Raw genomic sequence first — 16120 nt, 5'->3', positions numbered from 1 at the left:
TCTGACTAAGTCGCTACTGTTCGCAAAAGTGGCCTTCTTTTGGCGATTGGGTAATCGCATATTCGCCATCGAGGTTGCGATAAACAATCGTGTTCCAAACAGAGCCATCATCCAATTCAAACTCAATAGCATAGTTGACGCCGCTAACGATTTGCGCGTGAACATTCAGTATTTGTTTAAACGACGCTATTGTGTCCATTTTCTCTAAAACAAAGGCCATTGCCTTTTGTGCATCAGGGGTCGCGTTAAACTCATTCCACCCACCTGGCATGTTTCCTTGTGCATTACATACATCTGCTGAGGTCGTTAATTGTGTCGTTTCGCTCGGCTTTTCCTGCTGACAACCTGCAAGTAACACCAAAAGTGCACAAACTGACACTGTTTTTAATTTCATAACAATAACCTCTGTCTATAACGCAACGTATTATAGGAGGGTGATATGCCTACGAATGTCTATGTTGTGCAAAGTTTCTATATGCATAGGGTTAAATGCTGACAAAATGTACAAGCATGGTCAGCTTGTAAGTCAAAAATAGAGCAATCTTGTTAACGATTTGCTGAGATGACGAGGTTTCGGTGTTCAGTGCGCTATTGATGAAGAATTGTGATGTGTACCTATGAAGGTGATGGTGCGGCTTAGTGATCGATTTGTTATCTTCTAGAGTAAAATCAATCACTAATTAAAATTTAGGTGTTGTATGAAATCGATAAAAATATTTTTACTTTTGTCACTTGCAACTTTATTTGGTTGTACCTCGAAGCCGGATGGGGTGGAACCCGTCAATAATTTCGATTTAGAGCCATATCTAGGTAAGTGGTACGAAATTGCACGCCTAGACCATTCATTTGAGCGAGGCTTATCCAACGTTACCGCTGAGTATCAGGTTCGCGAGGATGGTGGGGTTAAGGTGATAAACCGTGGATATTCCGAAGAAGAGCGACAGTGGTCAGAAGCTGAAGGCAAAGCTTATTTTGTTGAAGATAAAACGGTTGGACACTTAAAGGTTTCCTTTTTTGGGCCAATATACTCTTCTTACATTGTTTTTGAGCTAGGTGAAAACTATGACTATGCGTTTGTTTCCGGTTACAACCACGACTATTTGTGGCTATTGTCTAGAACGCCTAACGTTGATGAGAGAGTAGTGGAGCGCTTTAAGTACGTAGCTAAAGAGAAAGGTTTCGCTATCGACGAGCTCATTTTTGTTGAACAAGAGAAACAAAGACAGCTTTAAGTTCATCAGCGTGGCTGAAAAAGCGGACAGAGGGGCAGCTTCCTAATTAAGAGCTCAGTTTGTCATTTCGCTTAACAGTAATTTGTTACCGCGTAACTTAATGTGGTCAAAATGGATATAGCCCCATCATTTGTGATTACTCGTGATGGGGCTTATATAAATTTGAGTGAGCGTCGAAAGGTTGATCTATCAACAAACGGTTATGGTTTACTTAATCAAACGAACGATCAGGGAACCTGGTGCTCGAATAGATTCAACATTGTGGCTAAGTACTGTGCCGCTTGTTGGGGCGGTGTAGCGTTTAATCTCAGCGCCAAAGCTGTCGTATTGAATCGCAAGAAGTTGGCCTTGCTCGACAAAATTCATCAAACTGACATGAGGCAGTACAAAGCCGCCGTGTGTCGCTTTTACACTGACGATTTCGTTTCCTTCCAAGCATGACGTAATAGGGTCCATATCACCTTCAACAATGTTATGCTTTTTCAGCACATTAAAAATGCCTGTTACAGTTCGACTGATAAGTTCTTGCTCGGTGTATCGCCCCATACCTACTTCAACTGTAATGCTTGGGACACCATGGTTATTCCAAACCGTTTCAAGGACGCCAGCATCTCCAGGATCATTTAAAATCGCATCAGGATTAATGAGACGAGCCATTTCTAATGATTGCTCGATTCGGAAATCTGCAAACACGTAAAGTGGATAGGCCGCACCACTGGTTTGAGTGTGAAGGTCAATGGCTAAATCAGCATTTGGCTTGAGCAAATCATTCCACAATGCATATAAGTAACGTTGGGCCTCATTGCCGTTTTGGTCACCAGGAAAAAAGCGGTTTAAGTTTGCAGGAGACGCGTCAGGGTCTGCGGAATAGAAATCGCGGCTGTGGTTTAGCATACCTGGCATGTTAATGGTTGGAACAATAGTGACAGTACCAGCGACTTCAGTGCCGATGAGCTCTCGAGCAGTTTTCTGCGCTGCTAACACACCATTGTACTCATCACCATGAACCCCTGCGGTAATCATGATCTTCTTGCCAGGTTTTTCACCTTTGAACACTAGCACAGGTAGGTGTTGCCACTGAGAGAGAGCATTCGTTGCGATGCGAAACCAAAACTTATGCTCGCCCGAATTTAGGTCTGCTACATTGAGAGATTGAATCACTTGATGACCCTGAATCATGTCATCGAGAAATTGTGTTGCCATTAAAGTTACCACTCCAAAACCATAAGCTAATCTAAAACCTTAGCGTCGTCATACCATGAATATTAATAAGGCGAGAACATGTCTCGCCTTAATTACCAATTGGTTTCGTTTTACGCAAAACCCATAATATGAGCTGCGATAACGACGATACTTGATAGGGTAAAGAGTAATAGAATAAATCGCCAGCAGAATTTTGCCCAGTCACCCCAGTCGATACGGCAGACACCAAGCGTTGCCATGAGAGATGCCGAAGTAGGGACGATAACGTTAGTAAAGCCATCGCCAAGTTGGAATGACAAAACTGCCACTTGGCGCGTAACTCCTGCAATGTCTGCCAGAGGGGCCAGTAGAGGCATCGTTAGTGCCGCTTGTCCTGAGCCTGAAGTGACAAAGAAGTTGAAGATAGATTGGAATACATACATTAACCATGCTGCAGCTACGTCAGGAAGCCCACTGATCACGCCGCCAGCACTGTTTAGAATTGAGTTCAGTACACTCGCTTCATCAGTTGTACCACCACCAAGGATCAACAATACCCCTTTTGCACAACCCACTAATAGGGCAGGTGCAAGCATAATAGCTGCACCTTCTTTAAATGCATCAGCTGCGCAGTTTAGCGTCATACCGTTTAGGCGGAAAATCGTACCGATGATCGCGACAACAAAGCCCATAGTGAAAAATTGAGAAGCGATTTCTGGGATGTACCATGCGTTAGCGACTACGCCCCAAACGACCCACACCGTGGTCGCAATAACCGTAAGGATAACGAGTGTGTCACCTAGGTTCCAACGAGAATCTTGATTGCCAAGCTCTTGCTGACGGAAATACTGGTCTGTGCGATGGCTGTAAGAAAGTTTAGGATTTGACTTCACACGAGCGGCGTAGATCATTGTGAAAGCGATACCGATTAACGTAAAGCCAGCCCATACCCCCATGCGCACTGTCATGCCGGATAAAACAGGTACACCCGCAATGCCTTGCGCAATAGCGACGGAAAAAGGGTTCATCCAAGAAGTAGCGAAGCCAATTTGAGTCGCAACATAGGTAACCATCACCGTAGTGATACCATCATAACCAAGGCGAACCATAAGCGGCGCGATAATAATCGCAAATGCTACGGCTTCTTCACCCATACCAAATACCGCACCGCCTAGCGAAAACAGCAAAAATAGCACTGGAATGAATAGCGCTTCGTTACCTTTGGTCTTATCGATAAGGCGCAGGATACCGTTATCGATAGTGCCTGTGCGCATTACAACGCCGAAAGCACCGCCGATAACCAACATGAACATAATCACGCCGATTGCGCTGCCCCATTTAGAGCCAGAAACTAGACCTTCGAAAGGGAAGTTCATCAGACCAATGCCACCACCAGAAGCAAACAGGCCAACTGTGTTGTAAACCAACTCACCGTTTTCGTCGGTTGCATAAGAGAAAGAAGAAGGATCGATAACTGTGCGAGTTTTTTCTGCACCGTCGACCATGTAGGTCACCTGTTGGCTATCAAAATGACCAGCAGGAATTAAGTAGGTAAGAATCGCAGCAAGAATACCAACAATGAAGATCAAAATGAGGGTATCTGGCATCTGCCACGACTTAGGGGTAGCAACCGAGTCTGCTGGTTGCGCATGTGTGTGAGACATAACTTACTTCACGTCAAATTCAATAAAGCATGAAATATCGATAAAATAGAATAAAAAGTCAATATTAATGCTTATGTTGAACTATAAATTCATCAAATATTTGAAGTGAAGTTAATTTGATTGTTTTGTGGTCAAATGTTGGGTTAATGTTTCAATATGCGTTGAGTTTGGATGATTCACGAGCTTTCATAGTACATCTACAGGTGATCTAATCACTTGATTTCTGTCTGTTCTGCATAAAAAGCAGCGACATCACGAAGGTCTTCATCATTTAACATTTTTAACTGTGCTGCCATCATTTCTGCAAGTGGCCCTTTACGCTCACCGGCTTGATAAGATTTCATTGCATTGTAAAGGTACTGAGCATTTTGACCAGCAAGGCTTGGATAGGTGTTGTTCGTTGCGATGCCTGTAACACCGTGACAATAGACACAGCTAGGTGATTTGATTTTACCTTTATCAGCATCACCAAACGGCTCGGCATGGATAGCGGAAGAGAAAATAAAAGAGATTAGAAGTACAAATCTGAGCATGGAGGTTATCTATTCGCTAAAAATCATGCCGATACAATAAAGCTTCCCCTTAGGGGAAGCTCAATGATCAAAATCAAATTAAAGTAGAGATTTTATACTTGATAAGAAAGTGTCGATGTCTTTCGCTGAAATATCTTTATGAGTTACAAAACGAATTGGATTTCCAGGGGTTATCGTGATGTTTTGTTCCTTTAGTTTCGCAGCGATACTTACTATGTCCACTTGAGGAGCAAGCTTCGCGAACACGATGTTCGTTTGAACAAATTCAGGGTTGACTGAAAAACCAGGCAGTTCTGCTAAACCTTCCGCTAAGGTTTTTGCGTTGATGTGATCTTGTTTTAGCTGTTCCACTTGTTCGGTAAGGGCAAGTTTGCCTGCTGCGGCAAGAATACCCGCTTGACGCATACCACCGCCGACCATCTTTCTTAAGCGACGTGCTTTTGCGATGTAGTCTTTGCTACCAAGCAGTAGCGAGCCAACAGGGGCAGCCAGACCTTTCGACAGACAGATCGTCATTGAATCAAAGTACTGACCGATCTCTTTTACCGGAACATCAAGTGCAACGGCTGCGTTAAAAACGCGAGCGCCATCTAGATGCATCTGCAAGTTATGTTTATTCACGAAGTCACGTGCTTCTGTTAAGTAAGACAGAGGTAGTACTTTACCATTAATTGTGTTTTCTAAGCTGAGAAGCTTAGTGCGAGCAAAGTGACAATCATCTGGTTTAATCGCAGCAGCCAGTTTATCAAATGGTAGCGTGCCATCTGGGTTATTTTCGACTGGTTGAGGTTGAATTGATCCCAAAACCGCCGCGCCACCAGCTTCGTATTTGTAGTTATGTGCTTGTTGCCCACATAGATATTCATCTCCCCGCTCGCAATGCGCCATTAAACCGAGCAGATTGGCTTGAGTGCCTGAAGTGGTAAACAAAGCTGCTTCGAAACCAGCAAGCTGCGCAGCAAATTTTTCAAGCTCATTGACCGTAGGGTCATCACCATAAACATCATCCCCAACGGGGGCCTTAAACATGGCTTCTCGCATGGCTTGGGTGGGCTGTGTAACGGTATCTGATCGAAAATCCATGAATGTCTCCTTGGTCAAAGTCCTAAATATATCCGCAAAGGCGCGCTTTGCTTAAGCAAGCGATCGTTTTGGCATCGGTGATCGTGCCATCGACAATCTTTTCTTCGAGTTGCTTGATTGACAAGGTGACGACCTCAATCACTTCGTCTTCATCGCACTCGTAACGGTTCGTTTTGTTAAGCTTTTCGGCAACAAATAGATACTGTATCTCATCACAAAATCCGGCAAGAGGGGTGACTTGGCCGAGAGACGTGAATTTCTCTGCACTAAACCCAGTTTCTTCCTCTAACTCTCTTTTGGCGCAGCAGAGTGGCTCTTCGTTGCCTTCTCTGGTACCAGCAGGAAGTTCCAATAGCCATTTATTAAGTGAAGGCCGAAATTGGTGGACAAGGACAATCTCACCCTCCGCTGTAATAGGGAGAATCACCGCAGCACCCGGATGATGGATTGTGGTGTGCGTAATTGCCTGTCCTGTAGGAAGCATAACGTCTTCTTCAATCAGAGAAATTTGCTTCCATTTATGAATTATCTTGCTCATGCAGTTATAAACCCTAGCTGTTACCGCATTTTTGACGTTTTTCGACATTAACCACAAATGGTGGGAAACAAAAGCAAAAAATACTGCAACACGACGAAAGCGTTTGCACTTTAAGTGAGCAATGTCTCATAAATGGAAACTTTGATTGCTTCGTCAAGAAGGGGAAAAGCATCTGCTATAAGGGGAATTCGACAAAATACATTTGTAACAAACTTATAACAAGTGTATAAAAATGTTAACGCAATACCACTTCAGCAGCCGGAGAACGTATGACACAAACCTTATTTGCCTCAAATGCCGAAAAAGCGCTTCTCTCAGAACGCATCAATAAATTGGCGAAAGCGTTAACGGATGGCGTTTATGAGCGTGAACATACGATCAAGCTCTGCCTTCTTGCTGCACTTGCTGGTGAAAGTGTTTTTCTTTTAGGCCCCCCTGGTATTGCAAAAAGCTTAATTGCCAAACGACTCATCCAAGCGTTCGATAACAGCAGTTACTTCGAATACCTGATGACGCGCTTCTCAACCCCTGAAGAGGTGTTTGGGCCACTGAGTATCCAAGAGCTAAAAGACAACGGCCGTTATGTTCGCTTAACTAAAGGGTATTTGCCAACTGCACAAGTCGTATTTTTGGATGAAATCTGGAAGGCGGGCCCTGCAATTCTTAATACATTGCTGACAGTGGTTAATGAGAAAACATTCAAAAATGGCAGCGATATCGAGCGTGTGCCAATGCGCTTGTTGGTATCGGCTTCCAATGAATTACCCGATGAAGATAGTGGATTGGATGCGCTCTACGACCGCATGTTGGTGCGTGTGTTTGTGAATCGAATTCAGAATAAACAAAACTTTAAGTCGATGTTGACTGTGGGCACATCGCAAGAGGCACAAGTACCAGAAGGCCTAGCGATAACTGATGAAGAATATCATCAATGGCAACAACAGCTCGACAAATTGACGTTAACCGACAATGCATTCGAAAAGCTTTTCCAGCTTAAAACGATGTTAGAAGCCAAAGTTGAAGCTCAGTTTGGTGATGTGGCCAATACCGACATGTATGTCTCTGACCGCCGCTGGAAGAAAGCCGTGAAGTTGTTAAAAGCGAGCGCGTTTTTTAATGGTCGCGATGAAATCAATCCGCTTGACCTTCTACTGCTGCAAGATTGTTTATGGAACAGTCCTGAATCGCGAGATGTGGTACGTGAAGTGGTTCAAGAGTTCGCCTTAAAACATGCATTTGATCAACAAGACGCGGAGCAGGAAATTGAGTACTGCCGAGAGTCTTTGGTTGATGTTCAACATGAACTTGAAGATGCCTACCGCATGACGTTAACGTCTGAAGCGGCAACGGGCATTTTGCGTAAAGAAACCATGCGCTTCGATACCTCTAAAGCCAAGATGTACAAAGTTGGCGCAGCCGTTAACTTAGTTAAATTGGTTGTCTTGCAAAGCAACATGTCGGTTTCAGAATCAGAAAAAGGTGATAGCCGCTGGGTTTATGTACCCAAAGATGAGTTAGATCGAGTCATTAAAGAGGGAAGCGGTGATGTGTATGGCTACGTCAATCAAAACACCAACATGTGCCGTTTACGATTTGACGTTGACGCGGCGAATAACCTAGTTATCCGTGATATCGCGAACCGAGGCATTCTGGTTAGCCTAGTGACTCAAGAGGGCTTGGATGTAGAGCTTTACCAAAAGTGGTTAACGCAGAGCGAAAAAGCCGTAAATCAGCTTAGTGAGGCAGAACACCATATGCGCAAGGTGAAAGCGAACTTTCATGATGCGCTTCCGCATAGCTTTGTTGATCCTGAACTACCCCGCCTAATGGAGTCGAGTCTGCAACAGGTTAGTCAGAGACTTGAATCAATCCAAGCAGAAAGTGAAAAAGTTATCCAACGCTTTAAAAACTTACATCAGTTTTTCTCATAAGGAGACGACATGCTAGGTGCAGACGGACTTAACCTCGCGCTGATGGTGGCCGACTCTGGCATCATCGATAGCGCAGTTAATGATTTGATGGCGCGTTCACAAGTCATGATGATGGCAGAAAACCGAGGTGTTAAATCTTCGGTCAAAGGTCACTTGTTAAAGTGGCGAGGCAGCGTCAAAAAACGGATCACCAAGGTATGTGAGACAGAGCGTTTCCAACAAGAGCTGTCTTTATATCAAGAGGTTATTCATTGGGATGAAGAGGCGTTTTTTGAAAACATCGAAGATGTGATTAAAAAGCTGGAATGGCACTCTGCGTTTTACATGCAAGCTCGCCGAATGATGGAAAAGAACAAAGGGATGAATAACCCTATGTTCCCTCATTACTTTTGTGATCAATGGTACAAAAGCCTCACCGATGCTATAAAACAAGCGCAAGTAAGCGAGCTTGAAGCCAATAAAGAAAAGGTGCTGAATGACCTGTATCAACGTATGGAAACCATGCGTAATATGGATAAAGTCACGGAGTCGGGTGACGCTGAAAGTGTAGGGCGCCTGTGGGATATGGCATCTGCCAAGTTGAGTAAAACAGACTTAACGGTGATGAAACGCCATGCTGAGTTTCTGAAGAAGCACCAAGGCTTGCAAGAAATTGCGGAGCAACTCGGTCGTATGGCGGGGCAAGTAAATGATCCTGAACTAAATCGTGCGCCCACTGAAGAACTTCAATTGGTCGAAGAGAAAAGTGATGAGGCGACGGATGATATTGTTGGTATTCACGAAAGCGATGATCTAAATAAGCTACTTCCCAACGAAACGATGTTTTTGGCGTATCCTGAACTTGAAGTTGTATTCTATAAACACTTAGTTGATAAAAGGCTCATGAACTATCGTACACAAGGCAAATCGCGCACGTTACGTAAAGTTAAAGCTCACCGACCTGACCATAAAGCGGTAAATATCGAAAAAGGCCCCTTCATTGTTTGTGTGGACGCGTCCGGTTCCATGAGTGGCTTTCCTGAGCAATGCGCCAAAGCCATGGCTTATGCTCTGATGCAAATCGCACTAGCGGAGCAACGTGATTGCTATGTCATTATTTTTTCTACGGAACACATTACCTACGAACTAACCAAACAAGATGGTCTGCGCGAGGCGGCGGACTTTCTAACTTATAGCTTCCATGGTGGTACAGACTTAGAGCCAACTTTGATTAAATCTATCGACTTGATGAGCGGTGATAAATATAAAAACGCAGACATGGTAGTCATTTCCGACTTTATCGCGCCAAAACAACAAGACGAGTTACTGGCCAAAGTGGATGCGCTCAAAGCGAAGAAAAACCGTTTTCACGCGATTAGCTTATCGAAATACGGAAACCCTGCATTAATGTCGATGTTTGATCACACTTGGTCTTATCACCCTAATGTTGTGGGAAGATTGCTAAAAAGGGTCAGCAACTATTAAACGCCTTAATGTTTCATGGGACAAAACGAACTGAAAGCTAGATTTATATTGCTTCGTTTTAAGCCAATAAGATCGAACTTTGGTCGAATTGACTTAAAAGAAATCAAACGAACAGAAAATGAAATATTTTTGTTTGACTATCTTCTCTCAATCCGTAAAGTAGCCACCAACGCAACGGGGTAGAGCCCTGAAGCGTAATAAAAAAGGCGCCTTGGCAGAGTGGCTATGCAGCGGATTGCAAATCCGTGGACCTCGGTTCGACTCCGGGAGGCGCCTCCATTATTCTTTTGAGAGCGAATGGCTTTCGAGAATAAATGCGACACTAGCTCAGTTGGTAGAGCGCAACCTTGCCAAGGTTGAGGTCACGAGTTCGAACCTCGTGTGTCGCTCCAAATTATTCAGATATGGCCATGGCGGTATCTCGATGCCAAGTGCATCAACTTAAAACCAGCGAAAGCTGGTTTTTTTGTATCTGAAGACTGATAAATTCACACCATCTCTTTTTCATTACCTGTGAGCTTAGCAACCCCATCTCTGTCACGAGTTTCTGATATTAAGTGTGACCCGATGTTTCGCACCTAAGCCAATTTCAGTTTACAATACGGGCTTCCAAAGGATTTGACGAAGACGCATGAGAAATACCGACGATTACATCATTTTTTATCACTTGATCGAGCAAGGTTCATTCAGTGCTGCCGCGAGACATATGTCACTGACCAAATCGGTCGTCAGTAAACGGATTGCCAAGCTTGAACAAGAGCTTGGTGTACAGCTTCTCTACCGAACAACGCGAACGCTAACGTTGACTGAAGCAGGACGAGCGTTTTTTACTCATGCAAAAGCGGTTTATCAAGCGGTGGCAACGGCGGAAGAATCCATTGTGGGTTTAGGTAAAAACTTATCTGGAAACATTAAAATTTCGGTGCCTACTATCTCTGGTGAATTAATTCTTCCTCAAGTGATTAATGAATTTAATCAGAAATACCCAGACATCAATATCGATATGGATCTAGATAATCGTTTCGTCGATATCGTGAATGAACGTTTTGATTTGGCAATTAGAACGGGTGTGTTGCCAGATTCTAGTCTGATTGCAAGAAAGCTGGTGGATGCAAATTGGATCATTTGCGCGTCACCCCAATACCTAGTTAAACATGGCATACCTAAACAACCTCAAGCCTTGGCTAAACACAATTGTTTAGTCTATTCCTACCAAGAAACCGGAGCGCATGAGTGGGCGTTTAAAGATGGAGACGAGGTATATCAAATCACCGTCGACGGTAACCTCTGTACTAACAATTCTTCTGTATTGAGAAATGTGGCGCTGTTAGGGCAGGGAATCATCTATGTACCGCGTGTATTGGTTTATGAAGACTTAAAGCAAGGCAGTCTGATTCAGTTATTTAAAGACGAAACCGCCAAATGTTTGGGTATTTATGCGGTGTATCCTTACACTCGTCAGCAACCAGAAAAAATTAAGATCTTTATCGATCATCTATACACAAGCTTTCAAAGTCAAAACCATCGATTTTAAGCCAATAACTCAACACCGATCGTTATGTTGGTGTTGAGCTTATGTTTCCATCTTCATTTCTAAGAGTCCTCTTAAATTTAGGAGCTTACGCTTCTCCTCGTTTTCTTCACTAATATTGATAACAAGATACCTCGTACAACTGTTAACAAATGGTTTTGCTATTGTTTCTTTTAAGAAACGGTCTGTTTCTTACGTTAAATTTCTCAAATGTGAAAGATAAGTAACAGAAAAATAAAGAATTATTTTGTTTGTTGTTTATTGATTACGTATTGCTCGCCCGTCTGACATAGACGCAGAGAAATGGACTGCTTATAGTGGCTCAAACGCTATGCCTGCCGCTAAGCGGTGTTGTGAGCGAAGTACAATAACTAGAGATACGGATATGAAACAAAAGCAGCTGATTGAAGAATTTAAAACCATCGTTGGGGAAGAAAATGTTCTAACCGACGAGGTTAAAACGAAATATTACCGCTCGGGGTTTCGTTCGGGTAGTGGTAATGCGCTTGCTATCGTGTTTCCTAACACTCTTCTAGAACAATGGAAGATTATTAAACAGTGTGTTGAAGCAAACTGCATCATTATCATGCAGGCGGCTAAAACAGGTTTAACAGAGGGCTCGGCTCCGAGTGGTAATGATTATGATCGCGATGTGGTTGTGGTCAATATTACCAAAATCAAGAAGATTCACTTATTAGATGGTGGTAAGCAGGCGGTTTGCTTGCCTGGTGCGAGCTTACACTCTTTGGAGAAAGAGTTGAAGGCAGTGAACCGAGCACCGCATTCTATCATCGGCTCTTCATCGCTAGGTGCCACTGTGGTCGGTGGTATCGCCAATAACTCAGGCGGTGCGCTAGTTAAGCGTGGTCCTGCTTATACGGAACTGGCGATCTATGCGCAGGTGGATAAGCAAGGCCAGTTACATTTGGTGAACCACCTTGGTATTGAAGGATTAGGTGAAACGCCAGAAGAAATTCTAACAAACCTGCAAGAAGGGAACTTTGACCCAGCGAAGATCATTCATGATGAGCGAATGGCGTCAGACAAAGAATACGATGAACGTGTTCGAGACGTGACTTCTGACATTCCTTCTCGCTTTAATGCCGATGAACGCCGATTATTTGAAGCTAGTGGCTGCGCTGGCAAGTTGGGTGTTTTTGCCGTTCGGGTTGACAGCTACCCAGTACCCGAAAAAGAGCAGGTTTTTTACCTTGGCACCAATGACCCTGCGAAACTAACGAAGTTGCGAAAAGACTTCTTATCTACGTTTGATAACTTGCCTGAGATGGGAGAATACTTGCATCGAGATATCTTCAACATGGCAGAGAAGTACGGCAAGGATGTGTTCTTATCCATCGACTTGTTAGGCACAGATAAGCTGCCAAAAATGTTCGCACTTAAAGCTAAGGTAGAAAACTTCTTAGAGCGCATCCCGTTTGTCAGTAAATATCTGCCAGACACCATTTTGTACTACGCGAGCAAGTTGTTCCCACAACACTTACCAGAGCGAATGCTGGATTTCCGTGACAAGTATGAGCATCACCTGGTATTGAAAATGAGTGATGGTGGTATTGCTGAAGCACAAAAATACCTCAAAGAAGTTTGGGCTGTTGAAGACGACTGTGATTTCTTCGAGTGTACGCCGGAAGAAGGTAAAAAAGCTTATTTACATCGCTTTGCAGCCGCTGGTGCAGCAATTCGGTACGAGACGATTCATCGAAAAGACGTAGAAGACATCGTTGCACTTGATATCGCATTGCGACGCAATGATGAAGAGTGGCTAGAAACTTTGCCTGAAGAGGTGAGTAAGAACCTTGTTCAAGCGCTCTATTATGGTCACTTTATGTGTTACGTCTTCCATCAAGATTACATTTTCAAAAAAGGGACTGACACGAAGTTGATGAAAAAGCTGATGCTAGAGCACCTCAATAGCCGTGGTGCCAAATACCCAGCAGAACATAATGTGGGTCACTTGTATGAAGCCGAAAACTCGTTGCAGAAGTTTTACCACGAATTAGACCCAACCAATACCTTTAACCCTGGTATTGGTAAAATGGACAAATATAAGCGCAATTGTAACTGCTGTGCGTAATGTGCTGTCTCACTATGATTAATAATCGTTGTTCATCGTTCAAATGATGAGCATAAGATAAGCCCTGATGACACTTGTGACATCAGGGCTTTGTGTTTTGGGTCTTTTATTGATGACTGGTATCGGCGTTGAAACAGCGACTAAAGAGCACGTACCGCGGCGGCGGCGATGATGCCTGCTGCAATTGCTGGTAGAGGCTTTTTCACGATGAACATGACAACAGCAGTAGAAAACAGTGCTGCTCTAGCACCATTATCACCCTCTACTGCTAGCGGAGCTAAAAGGGCAACCAGTACGGAGCCTGACATCGCAGTAATGAAACGTTGAACCCGTTCGCTAATTGGAATGAATGACATAACATACACTCCGCCCCAGCGGGTTATGAGCGTGACTAACGCCATAGCGATGATGATAAGCAGTGTGCCACCTATGGTTGTTTCGATGTTCATGCTTTCTTCTCCTTCCAACAAGCACCCAATACTCCGCCAGTAATGGCGCCAACCACTACGTGGCTATTCTCTGGCAAATACCAATACGCCAACATAGAAGAGGCTGCTGCTATGGCCCAAATCGCAAAGATTCTTAAGTCTTTCGGCCCGACCACCACCATAGACAGCAGGAAGCATCCCATAACCATATCGAGCCCGAGGCCCACCGGATCTTTGATTGCGCTACCAAAATAAATGCCGATCCAGGTGCCCACAATCCAAAAAGACCACATCGCTAAGCCGCCACCAACAAGCAAGCCAAAGCCTGGTTCTTTTCTACCAAATGCATTGAGTGCCATTGCCCAGTTAGCGTCTGATGCTACCAGCATTACACCGTAACGTTTTGTTGGTGGGAGTTGTCGTAACCATGGATAAAGTGTGGCTCCCATCAAGAGGTGACGAGCATTAATCGCAAATACAGTAATAAGTACTGGAATGAAAGGGACTTCCGCTCCCCACATTTCTAACGTGGCAAATTGTGAAGCACCGGCGAAGACCAGTGTGCTCATCAACATAGTGGGAAATACATCTAGTCCAGTCTGTACCGCAGCAACACCGAAAGCGAGGCCAAATATGACCACGAACATAGAGAGGGGTAAAAGTTGGGTGAAGCCGTTCCAGACGTCAAGCCGATTAAATTCGTGCAACTCAGTGGAGGAGCGTTGAAGATGTTGAGTATTTTCTGTCATAGAGATACCTAGCTAGCAGGCAAAGGGGCAGTGCCATACGAGTGTGTTTGTTATTCTTTTGTAAACTTCATGTTTAACATCAATTGGAGGGGCTTTCAAACTCTAAGTGCTATATAAAATTGAGCCATCCAAGCGGCTTTAAGAAACAGAGTGTAGAGAGTCGCGCTTGGTAGTGCTAAAGGAGAATAAAACAACAGAAATAGTAAGCTCTGTTTAATTGATAACATCACGAGCTAGTACAGATTAGTAAATAAGAAAGAAAGCGAGCACGAGGCTCGCTTTTTCGCTCTGTTACGAATAACTGAATAGGTTTATTTTACGTAGACACGAGGGTTCGCGCTTCCCCAAACCGTGTATAGTTCAGGGAAGATGACTTCTGCGTGTTTTTCCATCTCAGCAGCTGAAATCGTTTTGCCTTGTTGGGAGCCAAACAAAACAACTTCAGAACCAGGCTCAACATCTTTGATACCTGTAACATCTACCATTGTGGTGTTCATTGAAGCAACGCCCGCAACTTTTGCACGTTGGCCATTGATCAGAACTTCTGCCGCATTCCCCATTTTTCGTGGGTAACCATCAGAGTAACCAACAGGAATGTTCGCCATTAAGCTTTCTTTGCTTGTTGTGTAGCTACTGTCGTAACCGACTGTGCTATTTTTTGGCAGGTGGTGAACGGATGCCACGCGTGTTTTGAAAGACACGATAGAAGGGTACTCAGGGTTAGTCGGTAGGTCTCCGTATAAAACGCCACCAGGGCGAACCATATCAAGCTGCGCCTCAGGAACATTAAGCGCGGTGTAAGAGTTAGCTACGTGCAGTAAAATGTTGTCGCGTTTTAGATTCGCTTCTTTAATCAGCCATGCAGAACTGTCTTTGAATGAAGCTAACTTTTGGCGCACGTCGTCTGCATTGTAGTTAGGGAAATGAGTCATGATACCAACAATACTAACGCCAGCTTGTTGAGCGATTTCTAGCGCTTCTTTCTTGCCCGCTTCTGTCGTCATATCAACACCATTACGCCCCATACCACCGTCGTTCAGAGCAAGGTGAACTTTGATTTCTTTACCAGATTTCTCGGCTAGTTTAGACAGTGCTTTAGCTTGCTCTGCTGTGCCTATCAACTCTTCGACATTTAGGTCGATTGCGGCTTCAATCTCGCCAATATCCGCTGAGCGTACACGCATAAGTTGGCCTTTAAAGCCACTGTCGCGAACAGTTTGTGCTTCGGCGTTACTTGCAACGGCAACGCAAGGAATTTGTTGCTCGATAATAGTCGGCATCAGGCCTGCGATACCATTGCCGTATGCGTCGGCTTTCATCACGGCGCAGATTTTCGTTTTGCCATCCATGTGCGATTTAAACTGCTCAATATTATCACGGAACTGACCTAAGTTTATTTCTAGCCAAGCGTTAGCACCTTGAACTTGCTCTGCTTTTGCTGCTGTATTGCTAATTTGAAGAGGAGCAGCAGTAGCTTGCATTACAGGAACCGCGATTGCAGCAGCGATAGTCAGTGATAGTAAGGTTTTATTTAAGCGCATAAAGTCTCCGTACGCGTTTTTTGTATTGGTTATGTTATTGAGTACTTGGGGAAAGTACCTGACGAAGTAAAACGCTCCAAGTGGTGCTTTGGAGCGTTTATTAAGATAGTGATTTAATATATACCTAAATATACCTCAGTGATGACATTCAA

Annotated in this window: 14 protein-coding genes and 2 tRNA genes; 7 read left to right on the top strand and 9 right to left on the bottom strand. The window is 44.0% G+C overall.

Going from position 1 to position 16120, the window contains the following annotated elements; genetic code table 11:
• Positions 1-13 precede the first annotated feature (13 nt).
• Positions 14-394, bottom strand: coding sequence for a cystatin family protein (locus R7E38_RS06890; RefSeq protein WP_054576743.1), 381 nt, complete (start codon positions 392-394; stop codon positions 14-16).
• A gap of 304 nt (positions 395-698) precedes the next feature.
• On the opposite strand from R7E38_RS06890, the gene R7E38_RS06885 reads away from it, so the two are divergent.
• Positions 699-1232 carry a lipocalin family protein gene (locus tag R7E38_RS06885; protein WP_054576742.1) on the top strand — a complete coding sequence of 178 codons (534 nt, stop codon included), beginning with the start codon at positions 699-701 and terminating at the stop codon, positions 1230-1232.
• 207 nt (positions 1233-1439) lie between these two features.
• On the opposite strand, the gene R7E38_RS06880 is transcribed toward R7E38_RS06885, so the two are convergent.
• The 5 genes from R7E38_RS06880 to R7E38_RS06860 all read right to left on the bottom strand — a co-directional run bounded on the left by R7E38_RS06880 (position 1440) and on the right by R7E38_RS06860 (position 6232).
• Positions 1440-2435, bottom strand: a complete 996-nt coding sequence (locus tag R7E38_RS06880; protein ID WP_053303674.1) for a succinylglutamate desuccinylase/aspartoacylase family protein — start codon at positions 2433-2435, stop codon at positions 1440-1442.
• 110 nt (positions 2436-2545) lie between these two features.
• Positions 2546-4078 (bottom strand): putative basic amino acid antiporter YfcC, encoded by a 1533-nt coding sequence (gene yfcC, locus R7E38_RS06875; RefSeq protein ID WP_226083037.1) that lies wholly within the window; start codon positions 4076-4078, stop codon positions 2546-2548.
• 212 nt (positions 4079-4290) lie between these two features.
• The gene (locus R7E38_RS06870; RefSeq protein ID WP_017633643.1) at positions 4291-4611 is read right to left on the bottom strand and encodes a c-type cytochrome; all 321 of its coding nucleotides are present in this window, start codon (positions 4609-4611) and stop codon (positions 4291-4293) included.
• Positions 4612-4689: 78 nt separating this feature from the next.
• Positions 4690-5694: a low-specificity L-threonine aldolase gene (ltaE, locus tag R7E38_RS06865; RefSeq protein ID WP_226083036.1), complete on the bottom strand. Its 1005-nt coding sequence runs from the start codon at positions 5692-5694 to the stop codon at positions 4690-4692.
• Between the two features lie 22 nt (positions 5695-5716).
• Positions 5717-6232: an NUDIX hydrolase gene (locus tag R7E38_RS06860; protein WP_017820203.1), complete on the bottom strand. Its 516-nt coding sequence runs from the start codon at positions 6230-6232 to the stop codon at positions 5717-5719.
• Between the two features lie 269 nt (positions 6233-6501).
• Here R7E38_RS06860 and R7E38_RS06855 point away from each other — a divergent pair, with 269 nt between their 5' ends.
• The 6 genes from R7E38_RS06855 (at position 6502) to dld (ending at position 13250) form a co-directional block, all read left to right on the top strand.
• The gene (locus tag R7E38_RS06855; RefSeq protein WP_085569011.1) at positions 6502-8163 is read left to right on the top strand and encodes an ATPase RavA domain-containing protein; all 1662 of its coding nucleotides are present in this window, start codon (positions 6502-6504) and stop codon (positions 8161-8163) included.
• Between the two features lie 9 nt (positions 8164-8172).
• The gene (gene viaA, locus R7E38_RS06850; protein ID WP_171344053.1) at positions 8173-9627 is read left to right on the top strand and encodes an ATPase RavA stimulator ViaA; all 1455 of its coding nucleotides are present in this window, start codon (positions 8173-8175) and stop codon (positions 9625-9627) included.
• Positions 9628-9832: 205 nt separating this feature from the next.
• A tRNA-Cys gene (locus R7E38_RS06845) sits at positions 9833-9906 on the top strand.
• A 37-nt stretch (positions 9907-9943) separates the two neighbouring features.
• Positions 9944-10019 (top strand) — tRNA-Gly (locus R7E38_RS06840).
• Between the two features lie 239 nt (positions 10020-10258).
• Complete coding sequence (locus R7E38_RS06835) at positions 10259-11161, top strand: LysR family transcriptional regulator (protein ID WP_170890077.1); 903 nt, start codon at positions 10259-10261, stop codon at positions 11159-11161.
• 382 nt (positions 11162-11543) lie between these two features.
• Complete coding sequence (gene dld, locus R7E38_RS06830; RefSeq protein WP_053303669.1) at positions 11544-13250, top strand: D-lactate dehydrogenase; 1707 nt, start codon at positions 11544-11546, stop codon at positions 13248-13250.
• A 140-nt stretch (positions 13251-13390) separates the two neighbouring features.
• Here dld and R7E38_RS06825 read toward each other — a convergent pair whose 3' ends face one another.
• From R7E38_RS06825 to alr, 3 genes are all read right to left on the bottom strand, one after another.
• Entirely contained in the window at positions 13391-13699 is a 309-nt protein-coding gene (locus tag R7E38_RS06825; RefSeq protein WP_005375985.1) for an AzlD family protein, read from the bottom strand.
• Positions 13696-14427, bottom strand: a complete 732-nt coding sequence (locus R7E38_RS06820) for an AzlC family ABC transporter permease (RefSeq protein ID WP_318081711.1) — start codon at positions 14425-14427, stop codon at positions 13696-13698. Before R7E38_RS06820 ends, R7E38_RS06825 begins: the two co-directional genes overlap by 4 nt.
• 311 nt (positions 14428-14738) lie before the next feature.
• On the bottom strand, positions 14739-15968 hold the full coding sequence (alr, locus tag R7E38_RS06815) for an alanine racemase (protein WP_158155191.1): 1230 nt from the start codon (positions 15966-15968) through the stop codon (positions 14739-14741).
• Between the last annotated feature and the right edge of the window lie 152 nt (positions 15969-16120).

The sequence above is a fragment of the Vibrio sp. Vb2131 genome (genome assembly GCF_033338535.1).
Taxonomy (GTDB): Bacteria; Pseudomonadota; Gammaproteobacteria; order Enterobacterales; family Vibrionaceae; genus Vibrio; species Vibrio alginolyticus.
Note: the sequence above shows the minus strand (reverse complement) of the source record. Positions and strands in the feature narration are given on the sequence as shown.